The sequence below is a fragment of the Stenotrophomonas sp. 05L414_2 genome (assembly GCF_056397905.1).
Map to the genome: position 1 here is coordinate 13,716 of NZ_JBFTOJ010000035.1, position 14,965 is coordinate 28,680.

13 protein-coding genes and 1 pseudogene are annotated in these 14,965 nt (G+C 65.3%); 9 read left to right on the forward strand and 5 right to left on the reverse strand.

Translation table 11 applies throughout. The features are described 5' to 3' along the window. Nucleotide 1: 1 nt before the first annotated feature. The 3 genes and pseudogenes from AC1DJN_RS07075 to AC1DJN_RS07085 form a co-directional block, all read left to right on the forward strand. Nucleotides 2-1,474, forward strand: a pseudogene (locus tag AC1DJN_RS07075) (MFS transporter); the annotation flags it as partial. Further along, nucleotides 1,448-2,464 carry a glycoside hydrolase family 43 protein gene (locus AC1DJN_RS07080; RefSeq protein WP_442251932.1) on the forward strand — a complete coding sequence of 339 codons (1,017 nt, stop codon included), beginning with the start codon at nucleotides 1,448-1,450 and terminating at the stop codon, nucleotides 2,462-2,464. The pseudogene AC1DJN_RS07075 and the gene AC1DJN_RS07080, both read left to right, overlap by 27 nt. Next, on the forward strand, nucleotides 2,454-3,326 hold the full coding sequence (locus tag AC1DJN_RS07085) for an aldose epimerase family protein (protein WP_478039032.1): 873 nt from the start codon (nucleotides 2,454-2,456) through the stop codon (nucleotides 3,324-3,326). Before AC1DJN_RS07080 ends, AC1DJN_RS07085 begins: the two co-directional genes overlap by 11 nt. A 295-nt stretch (nucleotides 3,327-3,621) precedes the next feature. On the opposite strand, the gene AC1DJN_RS07090 is transcribed toward AC1DJN_RS07085, so the two are convergent. Continuing rightward, nucleotides 3,622-3,819 (reverse strand): hypothetical protein, encoded by a 198-nt coding sequence (locus tag AC1DJN_RS07090; protein ID WP_425507103.1) that lies wholly within the window; start codon nucleotides 3,817-3,819, stop codon nucleotides 3,622-3,624. Between the two features lie 237 nt (nucleotides 3,820-4,056). Between AC1DJN_RS07090 and AC1DJN_RS07095 the strand changes: the two genes are divergently transcribed. Next, nucleotides 4,057-5,109, forward strand: a complete 1,053-nt coding sequence (locus AC1DJN_RS07095) for a sensor domain-containing diguanylate cyclase (RefSeq protein WP_442251919.1) — start codon at nucleotides 4,057-4,059, stop codon at nucleotides 5,107-5,109. Between the two features lie 91 nt (nucleotides 5,110-5,200). Here the strand turns inward: AC1DJN_RS07095 and AC1DJN_RS07100 are convergent, their stop codons facing one another. Beyond that, a complete protein-coding gene (locus tag AC1DJN_RS07100) occupies nucleotides 5,201-6,448 on the reverse strand; it encodes an arsenic transporter (protein WP_478013505.1) in 1,248 nt (415 codons plus the stop codon). 514 nt (nucleotides 6,449-6,962) lie between these two features. Here AC1DJN_RS07100 and AC1DJN_RS07105 point away from each other — a divergent pair. After that, complete coding sequence (locus AC1DJN_RS07105) at nucleotides 6,963-7,487, forward strand: DUF6622 family protein (protein WP_442251921.1); 525 nt, start codon at nucleotides 6,963-6,965, stop codon at nucleotides 7,485-7,487. Between the two features lie 449 nt (nucleotides 7,488-7,936). After that, nucleotides 7,937-8,314 carry a fimbria/pilus outer membrane usher protein gene (locus AC1DJN_RS07110; protein ID WP_425541453.1) on the forward strand — a complete coding sequence of 126 codons (378 nt, stop codon included), beginning with the start codon at nucleotides 7,937-7,939 and terminating at the stop codon, nucleotides 8,312-8,314. Here the strand turns inward: AC1DJN_RS07110 and AC1DJN_RS07115 are convergent. Then, on the reverse strand, nucleotides 8,311-8,601 hold the full coding sequence (locus AC1DJN_RS07115; protein ID WP_312963245.1) for a helix-turn-helix domain-containing protein: 291 nt from the start codon (nucleotides 8,599-8,601) through the stop codon (nucleotides 8,311-8,313). The two genes, AC1DJN_RS07110 and AC1DJN_RS07115, sit on opposite strands and share 4 nt — an antisense overlap. Nucleotides 8,602-8,766: 165 nt before the next feature. Here AC1DJN_RS07115 and AC1DJN_RS07120 point away from each other — a divergent pair, with 165 nt between their 5' ends. Continuing rightward, nucleotides 8,767-9,750: an NADPH:quinone reductase gene (locus AC1DJN_RS07120; RefSeq protein WP_442251922.1), complete on the forward strand. Its 984-nt coding sequence runs from the start codon at nucleotides 8,767-8,769 to the stop codon at nucleotides 9,748-9,750. Nucleotides 9,751-9,928: 178 nt separating this feature from the next. Continuing rightward, a complete protein-coding gene (locus AC1DJN_RS07125) occupies nucleotides 9,929-12,580 on the forward strand; it encodes an excinuclease ABC subunit UvrA (protein WP_478013506.1) in 2,652 nt (883 codons plus the stop codon). Nucleotides 12,581-12,610: 30 nt separating this feature from the next. Here AC1DJN_RS07125 and AC1DJN_RS07130 read toward each other — a convergent pair whose 3' ends face one another. Together AC1DJN_RS07130 and AC1DJN_RS07135 are read right to left on the reverse strand one after the other, a co-directional pair. Then, nucleotides 12,611-13,081, reverse strand: a complete 471-nt coding sequence (locus tag AC1DJN_RS07130) for a hypothetical protein (protein ID WP_442251924.1) — start codon at nucleotides 13,079-13,081, stop codon at nucleotides 12,611-12,613. A gap of 24 nt (nucleotides 13,082-13,105) precedes the next feature. Beyond that, a complete protein-coding gene (locus AC1DJN_RS07135) occupies nucleotides 13,106-13,462 on the reverse strand; it encodes a hypothetical protein (protein ID WP_442251925.1) in 357 nt (118 codons plus the stop codon). Nucleotides 13,463-14,037: 575 nt separating this feature from the next. Here AC1DJN_RS07135 and AC1DJN_RS07140 point away from each other — a divergent pair. Next, the gene (locus AC1DJN_RS07140) at nucleotides 14,038-14,748 is read left to right on the forward strand and encodes a hypothetical protein (RefSeq protein WP_442251926.1); all 711 of its coding nucleotides are present in this window, start codon (nucleotides 14,038-14,040) and stop codon (nucleotides 14,746-14,748) included. Nucleotides 14,749-14,965 lie beyond the last annotated feature (217 nt).

Sequence of the window (14,965 nt, forward strand, 5' to 3'; positions counted from 1 at the left end):
CATGGAAAGCACCGGGCACACGCTGTCCATCCGGGAGAAGCTCGGCTACAGCCTGGGCGACCTGGCCGCCAACCTGATCTTCCAGACGCTGATCACCTACCTCGCGTTCTTCTACACCGATGTGTATCGGCTGCCGCCCGCCACAGCCGCCACGATCATCTTCGTGATCGGCGTGCTCGGTGCCTTCGTGTTCACCCCGTTGATCGGCATCGCCGCCGATCGCACGGTCAGCCGCTGGGGCAAGTTCCGGCCGTGGATCCTGTGGACGGCGATTCCCTTCGGGGTGCTGTCACTGCTGGCCTTCAGCACCCCCGACCTGGCGCCGCGCGCCAAGGTCGTCTACGCCCTGGCCACCTACGGCCTGTTGATGCTCGTGTATGCGGCCAACAATCTGCCGTACTCGGCACTCAGTGGCGTGCTCACCGGCAGCATGGCCCAGCGCAACAGCCTGTCGGCCTACCGCTTCGTGGCGGTGATGATCGCGCAGTTCATCATCCAGGTCCTGCTGCTGCCGCTGGTGCTGATCCTCGGCGACGGCGACCGGGTGCTGGGCTTCGAGCGGGTCATGACGGTATTTGCGGTGGTGGGAACGGTGTTCTTCCTGATCACCTTCGCCACCACGCGCGAGCGCATCGGRCCGGCGAAGGAACAGACTGCCGGGGTGCTGCAGGACCTGTCCGACCTGCTGCGCAACCGCCCATGGAAGGTGATGCTGGCGCTGACCATCCTGGTCTTCATCAACCTGTCGCTGAAGGGCGGTACCTACGTCTACTACTTCCAGTACTACATGAGCGAGGCCGCCCTGGCGGGATTTCTCGACAGCTCCGGCTTCAACCGCTTCATCGGCGCCGTCAACGCGGCACTCAACGGTCTGGGCCTGGCCGGGTTCGCCTGGCCGAAGGATCCGGCAACATCGGCATTCAGCCTGTTCAACGCCTGCGGCATCGTCTGCATGATCCTGGGCATCGGTGTATCGCGCCGCCTGGCCGACCGTTTCGGCAAGCGTGATGTCTTTGGCGGTGCTTTGCTGGTGTCCACCGTGTTCCTGCTGGCGTTCTATTTCTTCCCGCCCACGGCGGTCGCCGTGGCCTTCGCTGCCTTCATGCTGCACGGGTTCTGCTACGGCATCACCATCCCGGTGCTGTGGGCGATGATCGCCGACGTCGCCGACTACTCCGAATGGAAGAACCATCGCCGTGCCACCGCCATCGTCTTCTCGGCGATGCTGTGTGGCCTGAAGATCGGGCTCAGCATCGGTGGCGCGCTGGTCGCCGGCATCCTCGCCCATCACGGCTACCAGGCAGGCGCACCGCAACAGCCCGAAGCCGTGGTGGATGGTATCCGCCTGACGGTGAGCGTGTACTGCTCCCTGCCGTTCCTGGCTGCAGTCGCGCTGCTTTTCTTCTACGAGATCAACAAGCGCATGGAGACCCGCATCGAGCAGGACCTGCAGTCGCGGCGCCAGGGCAGCGATCTGCAGCAACTGGCAGCGCACGCCATCTCCCAGCCCCTGGTAAGCCACATCTACACGGCCGACCCTTCGGCCCATGTGTTCGAGGGGCGGCTGTACATCTATCCATCGCACGACATCGACAGCGGCGCCCCCTTCGACGATGAGGGCGGGCACTTCGGCATGCAGGACTACCACGTGCTGCGGATGGAAACACCGGAGGGCGAGGCCACCGACTGCGGCGTGGCGCTGCATGTGCGCGACGTCCCCTGGGCCAGCCAGCAGATGTGGGCACCGGATGCCGCCTCCCGCGATGGCCGCTATTACCTGTACTTCCCGGCCAAGGACGCCCACGGCATGTTCCGCATCGGCGTTGCGGCGGCGGATCGGCCGGAGGGCCCGTTCACTCCAGAGCCCGATCCCATCGAGGGCGCGTACTCGATCGACCCGGCCGTGTTCGAGGACGACGACGGCACGCACTACCTCTGTTTCGGTGGCATCTGGGGTGGCCAGCTGCAGAAGTATCGCGACAACCGCTACGACCCGGCGCATGAAGAACCTGCAGGCGAGGCGTCGGCACTGGGCCCGCGTATCGGGCGACTGGACGCCGGCATGACCCGGCTTGCCGAACCCACCCGGGAGATCGTCATCCTGGACGAGCACGGGCAGCCGCTGCGCGCCGACGACCATGCCCGTCGCTTCTTCGAAGGACCGTGGCTGCACAAGTACCAGGGCCGGTATTACCTGTCGTACTCCACTGGTGATACGCACCTGCTGTGCTATGCCACCAGCGACAGCCCGTACGGGCCGTTCACCTATCGCGGCGTGATTCTCACCCCCGTGGTGGGCTGGACCACCCATCACTCCATCTGTGCGTTCCAGGGGCGGTGGTACCTGTTCTATCACGACGCGTTGTTGTCCGGCGGGGTCACCCACCTGCGTTCGGTCAAGTGCACACCGCTGCACATGGAAGCAGATGGCAGCATCCGGACGATCCATCCCTATGGCACCTGAGCCGACTTCGCCCACGGATGATGCGCAGGCGGCACTGCCTGCCGGCCCACTGCACTGGTTGCGGGCAGGCAGGCTGGAGGTCGCGCTTGCACCGGAAGCCGGTGGGCGCATCGCCCAACTACGCTGTGACGGTGTGGACTGGCTCGTCAGCGAACATGAAGTAGGGCAGGCGGGCATTGCGTGGGGGTGCTATCCCATGCTGCCCTGGGCCGGGCGCATCCGGCACGGACGCTTCGTCTTCGAAGGCAGGCCCTATCAGCTGCCGGTGAACTTCGGAATGCACGCCATCCATGGCGTCGGCTTCTCACGGCCGTGGCGCATCGACCGCCTTGAACCGGACGGCGCCTCGCTGTCGCTGGACCTGCCTGAGGACGCCTATTGGCCCTTCGGAGGCAGGGCATCGCAGCATCTCCTCGTGCAACCCGACCGCCTGACGCTGCGCCTCGCAGTGCAGGCCGGTGCCATGGCAATGCCAGCCGTGCTTGGCTGGCATCCCTGGTTCCGCAAGCCGGATCGACTGCTGTTCGCACCCAGCGCGATGTACCCGCGCGACGGGGAGGGCATCGCCACCTTGCCCTGCGTGCAGCCAACGCAGGGGCCGTGGGATGACTGCTTCATCAACCAGGCCGAAGTGACGCTGCTTGCCGCCGGCCAGCGGCTGCGGCTGAGCGCCGACACCGATCACTGGGTGGTCTACGACGGGGCAGTGCACGCCACCTGCGTGGAGCCGCAGACCGGCCCACCCGACGGATTCACGCTGGCGCCGACCCGGTTGCAGCCGGGACGACAGCTGGAACTGAACTTCGAACTGCGTTGGGAGATCGACAGCGATGGCGATCTGGCTGGCGTCGACRCCAGCTGATCACCTGTCCGCAGCAGAAGCCAGGAACTCCCCGCGGCTGTTCCACCGCATCGAATGCCTGCCGGCCCTTCTGTTCTTCGCATCCGCCGGGCATGGCCCGGCGCTACCCATCTCCGCGTCCGCCGGGAATGACCCGGCGTTGCCCGTGCGTCGCGTCCGGTAGTGCCGGCCGCTGGCCGGCAACACGCGATCCGGCGCGCGCTTACAGCGCGCTCTGCGGGCGCACCTTAAGCAAGGAGGCCCGCCATGCCGCGTGGCACGCACGTTGGCTTCAATTGGCGTCAACCCGCCGTGCCTACCCGGTCGGATCGGGATCAGGCCGCTCGTAGTCGTCGGGCGTAGCTTTGGGGTCATCACCATCGTCGGGCATGTCGTGCTCCTTCCATGTCGCTTTGTCATTCCTGAGCCTGTCCGGGGTATGGCTCTTCGACGCATCGTCCACGTCGGCGCCAGGGTTGAAAGGCAGGTCATCCCGCAGCTTCTTCTCGTTCACTGGAGTGTGCTCCTCGGGCGTGTTGACCAGCCTCTGCCACGGGGCGTTAACGCTGCAACACAGGCGGATGAAGGGCTGCCGCACGGCCCATCAACCCATGTGCGCAGCCTCGGCATGCGGCTGCGATGGCAGCACTCCCTTGCCTCATTGACCTGTCGTTGACGTACAGATGTCAGACTCGCGCACAAAGGGGTGTCCGGGTGAATTGCAGGGGAGTGATCATCAGGAGAGCTGGCAATGCCGTTTCTCACTGACTCAACAGAAGTCGCCGTCGAGGGCGTCGGTGCAGCCCGGCGCATCGGCTGGATGCGCTTCGTGGGGAATGGCTTGGGCGCGCTTCCGATTGCCTCGATCATTCTGGAGCGTCAGGCGGATGCTGCGCCCTGGGTGCTGCTATTGCTCAACGCCATCGCATGGCCGGCGCTGGCGATGCTCCTGACACGTCGCGCCCGCGAGCCTGCAGCAGCGCAGTTCCGCTGCATGATCGTCGACTCTCTCTTTGGAGGCGCATGGATCGCCTTCATGGCCCTCAGCACGGTGCCAAGTGCGTTGTTTGCCGCGTTGCTGGTGGCCGACAAGATCGCCGCCGGCGGCATCCGCCTGGCAACGAGGGCAACCCTGGCCCTGGTGGTCGGGTTCGCCGCTACCTGGCTTGCCCTGGGCCTGCCTTATCAACCCATCACCTCGCAGCGCACCGTTGTCCTCAGCCTGCCTTTCCTGTTCGTCTACGGCATCGGGTTGAGCGTGCTGAGCTGGCGGCTGGCGCGCCGGGTGAAATCACAGAATCGCCAACTGCAGCGCCTGAGCCGGATGGATCCGCTGGTGGAGCTGGCCAACCGCGGTTTCCTGATCCAGCGCGCCCAGCAGATGCTGCAGACGGGGCAGCACCACGGCGGCGATGCGTGCCTGCTGATGCTCGATGTTGATGATTTCAAGCGGATCAATGATTCGCATGGCCATCGTGCCGGCGATGAGGTGCTTCGCCGCATCGCCGTGGTGCTGCGTCAGCTGGCCCAGCCGGGTGACATGCCGGCGCGCCTGGGCGGTGATGAGTTCGCCGTCCTGCTGCGCCAGCGGATACCGGCAGAGGCCATGGATGTGGCCGAGCAGATAAGGCACTACCTGCAGGAGCCGGGCGCCCCTGAAACAGCCCATATCCAGTTCAGCGTCAGTATCGGCATCGCCGCAGCGGCTGGCACGGGCAGCGCAGAAGATTGGCTGGCGAAGGCGGACAAGGCGCTCTATCACGCAAAACGGCACGGCAAGAACACCGCAAGCTACGCCGAGTAATCTGCACCGGGCAAGTGTCTGTGAAGCAGCTGCCGATCCTGGGCGCTGCGCTGGTCGCGATAGGTGGCCTGGCGTTCCAGCCCGCGCCTGATCAGAGCAGCAGCAACGCCCCGATCAGCGCGGGCGGCATCACCAGCGCGCCGACACGCAGGAAGTCGAGCGCGCTGACATGCTCGCCTTCGCGGCGCAACGCCACCAGCCACAGCATGGTGGCCAGCGAGCCGGTCACCGACAGGTTCGGGCCCAGGTCCACGCCGATCAGCAACGCCGCGCGTGTCTGCGCCGGCAGCTCGGCCATCTGGCCCAGCGAGCCCGCCGCCAGGCCCACCGGCAGATTGTTGGCCACGTTGCTGAGCAGTGCGGCTGCGCCTCCGGCCAGCCAGCCCGCCTGATGCGGCGAGGTCTGCGCCAGCGCCTGCAGGTTGCTGGCCGCTGTCTGGATGACACCGGTCTGCGAAACCGCTTCAACCAGCACGAACAGGCCGGCCACCAGCGGCAGCACGCCCCAGGAGACGTGGCGCAACAGCGGCAGCGGGCTGCGGCGCTGGCGGATCGCCACCACCGCTACGCTCAGCGCGCCCGCACAGAACGTAGCCAGGCCCAATGGGCCGTTCAGTGCGGAGGTCACCAGCAGCACGGTGCCGGTGAACAACACCCCCAGCGCACTCAGCCGGCCACCCTCGGTAAGCGGGCGATGCTCGGGCGACGCCGCCAACGGCTGCGCGATCTCGCGGCGATGCACCCAGCGCAGCACCAGATACGTGGCACCGATCGCCGCCAGCGAAGGCAGCGCGAACTGCGCCAGCCACTGCAGCAGCGGTGGCATGTGGTTGCCGTACACCACCAGGTTGGCCGGGTTGGAAATAGGCAGCACGAAGCTCGCCGCATTGGCGATGAACGCACAGACAAACAGATAGGGCAGGGGGTTGGCGCGGGCCGCCTTGCACGCGGCATAGACCGCGGGCGTCAGCACCACCGCCGTGGCATCGTTGGACAGGAACACCGTCACCACCGTGCCGACCAGGAACACCAGATCGAACAACCGCCGCCCCGAGCCGCCCGCATGCCGCACCGCATACAAGGCCAGCCAGTCGAACAGGCCCTCGCGCCGCGCCAGCTCGGCCAGCACCATCATGCCGACCAGGAACAGATAGACATCCCGGCCTTCAGCAACCGCGTGCCAGGTCGTGCCGAGCGACACCGCCCCAAGCAGCGGAAGCAGCGCGGCCGCGCCAAGCGCCCACACGTACTCCGGAATGCGGAACGGCCGGAACAGCAGGCCGACGGTGGCAACGGCCACGGCCGCCCAGATGATGAAGGGGGAAGAGGAAGCGAGCATGGAGTGGGTGGGGTCTCAGCTGCACCGGCGCGAGCCAACAGCAACGCGCGCTACAGCGATGGCAAGTGCGAGAAAGTCGGCATCATACCGTGCCGGCTGCAGCGCCGGCCCCGCCAGCAAAGGGCCGTATCAGAACCCGACGTGCGCCCGATTGAAGGCGCATGCCATTCACCGTGATGCGTCACGGTAATGCCGATTCCGGACATCCGCATCGCAAGGGTGGTGCCGGCCAGGCCGGCAAGACGCCATGTGGTGCAGCCTCGGCTGCGATTCGGTGAGCGGCACAACGCCGGTGGAGCAGGGGTGCAATCGACATGCGGACAGGAACCGAATTCGATTCATCCGTTCGCTGGTCACGCTGACACGATAGGACACGCGTACATCGCCGAGCGCCGCGCAGAGGGAAGGGTGCAGGCCGTATCGCTGACACCTGTCACTTGTCCGGGCAATGCGTACCGCCAATAGTGAGYGTCACCGCCGCCTGCATGGCCGGCACTCACCGAAAGGACCTCCCGTGAACCTGCTGCAGCAACTCCTCTGGCAGACCCCCATCTGGGTCTGGGTGCTTCTGGCGTTCCTGGTCTCGCGCGGCATCGCGGCCATGCGGCCGGGGCAGACCTCGCTGCGGAAGCTGGCCATCGTGCCGGCGCTGTTCAGCGCCTGGGGCATCTGGTCGATCAGCCACCGCTATGGCGGCTCGCCGTTGGCGTGGGGCGAATGGCTGGCCGGCATCTGCGCGGGCGCAGCAGTGGGCTGGCTGCTGCCGCGCCGGGCAACGCTGAGCGTGGACGCCTCCACGGGCACGCTGTGGCGTAGTGCCGACTACAGCCTGCTGCCACTGCTGCTGGTCACGTTCGTCATCAAGTACGGTTTTGAAACGGCGCTCGCCGTGGCGCCCGGCCTGAGCAGCAACGCAGGTTTCAGCGCCGCCTATCTCCTGCTGTCTGGCGGATTCACCGGCATCTTCATCGGCAAGTACTGCCGCTATCTGGCGGCGTCGCGCCGGGCAACGCCCAGCGGGATGCAGCCTGCTGGCTGAGTCCAGTCCAGGATGGGGGCGGTGCACGCGCCCTCACCCTGTTCACCCTGCAGCGGCAAGAATAGGCCACGGCTTGGGCGGGAGCCGTCCACACTGGACTATTCGCTTCGCGCTCAGTTCAAAGACGCCTCAAGGAGTGCCCATCCCCGGTTGGAAACCCGCGCCGCTTTGGCAGGGATTGGAGTGCGTTATCGAGGCTGTCCGTCGATTTCACTAGTAGGTCAGCTTCCGGAAACCAACCTGCGTCGAAACCTCGTCTTCGCATTCCACCACGAAGGCAACCGCGTCATGAGGAAGATGCAGGCGCTGCCGAAGCGCCTTCCCGCCGTAATCGAATGCCCTCACAGCGAGGAGATAGTTGGGGTGCGAGGCGTCCAACTCGACACAGGCAAGGCACGCCAGCCCATACCACGTTCCATCCACTCCCTTTCCGGCATAGCACTTGCTGGATGTGGACAGCGGATCAAGTATCACCAGGCGATTGGATCGTCCGCAGCCGCCAATCGTTGTCCAGGTATGGCAATGGCCCTTCGCGCTTCGACCAGATCGAGGCCTATGCCCAACGCACTCTGATTGGCTCCAAGCAGGTGCTTCAGCTCGGCGAGCTGTCGGTCAGCAATCCGTTGTTCTCGGGTGCTCCGATTACGGGCATGCAGCTGCTGCCCGAGGAAGCACTGCAACAAGGCTCTTCCAGCGTGGAGGTGCAGCGCATGCTGAAGCCCCGATGCAGGCCATTCCATCGGATCCGTACGAACGTGTCTAGGCGTAATGACGCAGGTGTGGCGATTCGAGCGGGTTGTGCGCCCACGACGTGCCGCAGCGGCTAACCGTCCCTGCTGGCCAGATAGCGTTCTCCCCACAACTTCATTGCTTCCAGTGTTGGCGCCAGTGTGGTGCCCAGCGGCGTCAACGTGTATTCAACACGCGGCGGAACTTCTGCAAACACTTCGCGCCGGACGATGCCGCTTGCCTCAAGCTCGCGCAGCTGCAAGGTAAGCGAGCGCTGGGTCACGCCGCCGATCAGCTTTCGCAGTTCCCCAAACCGTTTAGTGCCGCTCAGCAGGTAGTGAACGATCAACGGCTTCCACTTCCCGCCGGCGATCTCGACAGTCACTTCTACGGCACACCGGTAATCCGAAGGCAGGCCAGCGGGCATCATCACTCCAATAGGATACTTTGTATCCCTATATATACAAAGTGTGCCTGGTTGTAAATTTGCCACTGGCCTCTGATAGTGCTGGCCCGGAAGGGAGCCCCTTCGCAATCAGAGAGAAGACGCATGAGAGCTGCGTATTACGACCGCCAAGGCCCGGCTGATGAGGTGCTCTGCGTTGCAGAGCTGCCCACCCCACAACCGGGGCCAGGTGAAGTCCGGGTGCGGATGCACATGTCCGGGCTCAATCCCACAGACCTCAAGGCCCGCACAGGGTTCTCCGCGCCGATGCCCTTTCCACGAATCATTCCCCACCAGGACGGTGCCGGTGTCATCGATGCGGTGGGCGACCCGGAAGAGGCGGGCCGTATAGGGCAGCGCGTCTGGATCTATGAAGCCCAGTACGGCAGGGCGAGCGGAACGGCTGCAGCGTTCGTGGTCGTGCCCGCTGGGCACGCCGTGCCGCTGCCTGGCGATGTCTCTTTCGAGGTGGGTGCATCGCTGGGTATTCCGGCACTGACGGCGCATCGCTGTCTCTTCGCGGATGGCGACATCAACGGCCGAAGGGTGTTGGTGCAAGGCGGGGCAGGCGTGGTCGGCACCGCCGCCGTCCTGCTGGCAAAGTGGGCGGGCGCCTGGGTCGCGGCCACGGTCATGAATGCCGAGCAGGCAAGCATTGCCAGGGCGGCCGGAGCGGATCTGGTGCTGGACCGTCTGAATGACGATGTCGCCGGCGCGATCAACACCCATACCCGGAGGGCGGGCGTGGATCGCATCGTAGAGGTCAATGTGCGGGCAAATCTCGACCTTGACCTGGCATGTCTCGCCTCTGGCGGCGTCATCAGCGCTTATGCGGCCGCGCAGGCAACCGATGAGCTTTCCCTGCCACTGTTGCGTGCCATGGTGCACGGATGCGTGCTCCGCTTCGTGTACATCTATTCGGTCCCCCAGGAAGCGAAGATCCACGCGATCAGGGACATCACTGCGTGCCTTGCCAGTGGCGCCTATTCGCCCCATGTCGGTTTGAAGGTGGATCTGCAGAAGATCGCTGAAGCGCACCAGGCACTTGAAGCTGGAACCGTGATGGGGAAGGTTCTCATCGCCATCTGAGCGATACGTTCGCCGCCACGCGCCCCTTGCACTCGGCGGGTGAATGCGGCTTGCGGGTCATTTGCATGCCCGCAGGGCGGGGCTGCACGTCCCCTCACCACATTCACCTCGCAGCAGCGAAAATGCGTCCTTGGGCGCGCTCCAGGGCGCACCGCTCACTGCCTGCAGGAACGCAACGATGTCCAACAACCCTTTCGGTGAATCCTCATGCGCTGCCGCAGCCAGCGGTTGCGTGGAGGTGCGCGGCGCGCGCGAGCACAACCTCAAGAATGTCGATGTCTCCATTCCGCGCAATGCACTGGTGGTGTTCTCCGGGGTGTCGGGTTCGGGCAAGTCGTCGTTGGCCTTCGGTACGGTCTTTGCTGAGGCGCAGCGGCGCTACTTCGAGTCCGTAGCGCCATACGCGCGGCGCCTGATCGACCAGGCGGGCGTACCCGATGTGGATGCCATCGACGGCCTGCCGCCGGCGGTGGCGTTGCAGCAGCAGCGCGGCGCCAGCAATGCACGTTCCTCGGTGGGCAGTGTCACCACGCTGTCCAGCCTGGTACGCATGATGTACTCGCGCGCAGGGGCCTACCCGGCCAACCAGCCCATGCTGTACGCCGAGGACTTCTCGCCCAATACGCCGCAGGGCGCCTGCAGCACCTGCCACGGCCTGGGACATGTGTACGAGGTGACCGAAGCGCTGATGGTGCCGGACCCGTCGCTGAGCATCCGCGAACGTGCCATCGCCTCCTGGCCGCCGGCATGGCATGGCCAGAACCTGCGCGACATCCTGGTCACGCTGGGCTACGACATCGACGTGCCGTGGAAGAAGCTGCCGAAGAAGGACCGCGACTGGATCCTGTTCACCGAGGAAACGCCAACCGTGCCGGTCTATGCCGGCTTCACGCCCGCAGAGACCCGTGCCGCACTGAAGCGCAAGCTGGAACCCAGCTACATGGGCACCTATACCGGTGCGCGCCGCTACGTGCTGCACACCTTTGCCAACACCCAGAGCGCGCTGATGCGCAAGCGCGTTTCGCGCTACATGGAAGGCAGGTTGTGCCCGGCCTGCCACGGAAAGCGCCTGAAGCCGGAAGCGCTTTCGGTCACCTTTGCCGGCGTGGATATCGGTGAGTTCATGCGGCTGCCGCTGGACCAACTGGCGGACCTGCTGGGGCCCATCGCGCAGGGCGATTTCAGCGCGCACAGCCGCGGCGCGCGTACCAGCGGCAGCGCCACGAAACGCGATCGCACGCAGCGGGCTGCAAGCGGCCGACCTGTCCATGCTGGAGCCCCCGACGTGCGGCTGACCTCGGCCCTGTCGGAAGAGAAGCGCCTGGCCGCGCAGCGGCTGGCAGGCGGCGTCATGGCGCGTGTACGCCAGCTGCGAGGCCTGGGCCTGGGGTACCTCTCGCTGGATCGCGCCACGCCAACCCTGTCGGCCGGCGAACTGCAGCGCCTGCGGCTGGCCACGCAGCTCAGCTCGTTGCTGTTTGGCGTGCTGTACGTGCTTGATGAACCCTCGGCCGGCCTGCACCCCGCCGACAGCCAGGCGCTGTACGACGCGCTGGACCGGTTGCGCGACGGCGGAAACTCGGTGTTCGTTGTCGAACACGACCTGGAGCTGATGCGCCGCGCGCAGTGGCTGGTGGATGTTGGCCCGGAGGCGGGTGAGCACGGCGGGCGCGTTCTCTACAGTGGCGAGCCCGACGGCCTGCGCAAGGTCCAGGAATCGCGCACCGCCCGGTATCTGTTCGACCAGGTGCCCGCGGCCGCCAGCCGGCAGCGCAGCGCCAGCAGCTGGCTGGAGTTGAAGGGCATCCACCGCCATAACCTGCAGGGTGTGGACGCGCAGGTGCCGCTGGGGTTGCTGACCGCAGTGACCGGCATTTCGGGGTCGGGCAAATCCAGCCTGATGGCGCAGGCACTGCCCGAGCTGGTGCTGCTGCACCTGGGGCATGAGCCCGAGGAGAACAGTGCCGAGAGTGCGCCCAACGACGCGCCGACCGTGATCGAAGCGACCCGAGGCCGGCTGGCTGGCGATGTGGACGCCATCCAGCGGGTAGTGCAGGTGGACCAGAAGCCCATCGGCCGCACCCCACGCTCCAACCTGGCCACCTATACCGGCCTGTTCGACCACGTGCGCAAGCTGTTCGCCGCTACGCCCGCCGCGCGCCGTCGGCGTTTCGATGCCGGCCGTTTCTCGTTCAACGTGCCCAAGGGCCGATGCGAGACCTGCGAAGGCGAAGGTTTCGTCAGCGTCGAACTGCTGTTCATGCCCAGCGTCTATGCGCCGTGCCCCACCTGCCACGGCGCCCGCTACAACGAAGCCACGCTGAAGGTGCTGTGGAATGAGCGCAACATCGCCGAGGTCCTGCAGATGACGGTGGACCAGGCGCACGCGTTCTTCATCGAGGAAGAGGCCATTGCCCGTCCGCTGCAGCTGCTGCAGGAGATCGGCCTGGGCTATCTGCGGCTGGGCCAGCCGGCCACAGAGCTTTCAGGTGGCGAAGCCCAGCGCATCAAGCTGGCGACCGAGCTGCAGCGCAGCCAGCGCGGGCGCACGCTCTACGTACTGGACGAACCCACCACCGGCCTGCATGCATCGGACGCGGACAGGCTGCTGGTGCAGCTGCAGCGACTGGTGGACGCGGGCAATACGGTGGTGATGATCGAGCATGACATGCGCGCGGTCGTGCAGGCGGACTGGGTGATTGACGTCGGGCCTGGCGCAGGCGCTGCGGGCGGCACCATCGTGGCGAAGGGAACGCCGCAGCAGGTGGCGCGCGCCAAGGGCAGCAGGACGGCGCCCTTCCTTGCGCGGGAGCTGGGGCAGGGTGGGTGAGGTGAGGGCGTCGCCGGGGCCGTAGTCCTACTACCGCACGCCACACCGCCCATCCTCAGGCACATCGCCAGCAAGCGTCAGCAGCCGATCCTGCAGCGTAGGCTCCTGCACGCCAGACAGCACCTGCTCCAGATAGCTCAATGGCACCAGTGACCATTGCAGCGAGGCCTGCAGGGGGAAGATCGCAGGCGCCCGATGCTCGGTACCCAGCGCAACCCGGATCAGCAGAAGCGGCGGCTGCCTTTCCACGTGCAGCACCGGCACGCCCTTGCACTGGATCTGGAAGGAAGCCGAAGCGGGCGTCCCCTCCAGGAACGCGAAACCCTCCCGCGCCCGCGCCTCTGCGAATCGAAGCGCGTGGCGGCGCAGCGTCCAGAATGTCTCATCGGGTACATCACGGTACGCGAGCACTTCCGGCTCAACAGGCTCTGGCGAATGGATCTGTACTGCAACGACCAGCGCCAGAAAGAGCGCCCACATCACGCCGTGGCGCACCTTCATGTCAGGCCCCACCAAAGTGATCCTTCACTCTGCCGGCTGCAGCCGTTCGCTTGCGTGGGCTGCGAGCCCAAGCCCGGCCATGATCAGTCCTTCCATCACCCGGTCGCCGACGTATTGCTCCGGCTCACCATTCTGGCGGGTGCGTTCTGCGGCCAGCAGCACTTCCAGCACCACGCGCAGGCCTGTCAGCGAGCAGTCGGCATCGGCCAGCGCCATCTGCCGGCCACGCAGCTGATGCCGCTCTGGCCAGGGCTGGCCGTTGGCGGCCACGCCCGAGCCGATGCTGTGCAGCAGCGCGATGAGGGTATTGGGATCCACGGTAGGCCCGGCCGAGGGCGCCTCGTGGATGGGCTGTGGGGCAGGGGAGTAGGGCGTTGTCATGGCAGGGCTCCTTGCGTGCAGGCAGAAGCCGCCACCGATAAAGGTGGCGGACGATGCGTGGCTCGAAACCCCGTGTGTGGATGACCGGGTAGGCGCAAGGCCTCCACGCACCGCCCGCCATATCCGGCAGACGGATTGCCAGCCGGCACCGCGCAGGGCGGTGCCGGCTGGCAAGCGCAAAACAACATCCACACAATCGGGGTTTCGAATCCCGGCCACCCGTTTTCGGTGGCATGGCAAGGAATACGCCCGGTAGTGCGCGATGCCAATACAGTAAGGGCAATGCCGTCACCACTTTCGACGTTTTCAGAATCGTTGCATGGCGGGGAAGGGCGCTAGAGGCTTTGCCTGCAAGGGCTGCCGGCGGTGGCGGTTGGCCCGCATATTTCGTGCCGGTACCGACATGCTCTGGCCGGAAGTAGGGCAGACGCGACAAAGGGATGGACGGGTCGAGTCTCTTGATGGCCCTTCAGGGCGCCCGTCCGCTGCAATCAGAGTGCACTGCGTGGCTGACGCCGCGCTTACCGCCATGGCACTATCCGGGATGCGTCAGGGGCGCTTGAAAGGGGGAGTACATGGAAAGTACGCAAAAAGGGCTAACGATGGCCGATGTGGCTGGCTGGGGTTCGGCTGTCGTCACGTTTGGCCTGATTCAAGGCGCGCTCTATCTGAAGGCGTACTGGGGCCACTTTGGCCTTGATCCCTTTCAGTTTGTTGCCGTGAGCGAACTGGCCCTGGCTGGCCTGGCCGGCATCGGCATGGTGTTGTTTCTCATGCTGGTGGCCTTGCTGTTTAGCGGCTGGGTGGAGATAAAGGTGACGAGCGGCAGCGCCAAAAGCAAGCTGTTCGCATGGTTGTTTCCGCTGCTTTTCTTCACTGGCTTGGGGCTGCTGCTTTGGTGGTCGAACACGTGGCCTCTTCTGATACGGCTTCTTCTGACAATCATCTGTGCGCTGATCGTGCAACTTTCGCCGGTGGTGCCCGCGACGGTGAAGGATTCCCCTTGGCTGATCTATGCCTTGGTAATGCTGGTCTATGTCTCGATAGTGTCAAGCATGCTTGGTTCCGGGCGTGCCGCGACGGTTTCCTCTGGGGGCGGCAAGCACGTGACGGCTGTGACTGTTGAYGGAAAGGTGCAGGGCGGCCTTAGCCTGATTGGTCGGCTTGGTGATAGCTATGCGCTATGGCACCCAGCGCGGAAAGCAGCCGTGCTTGTGCCTGTTGGCGATGTTGGGAGGTTGGAGATTGTGCGAAAGGGTGTGACGCCTGTTCCTGCTGCGAAATAGGGCTAGGTTCTGGCAAGCGCCAGGCAGGGAAGTGTTGTGCATCTGAGATCGCGGACTAGCGATAAGGGATGTTTATCGAGGGTAGGGGGGGGGGTGCGCTTCTCGCTAGAATGTGCCGCCGTACCCGCATTAGTTCCGTCTTACTCCACTCCCACTTAATYTCCGGCGCCAGGTCACGGATTGAGATGAACGACGCGAAAGGCCTGCCGCTGCAACA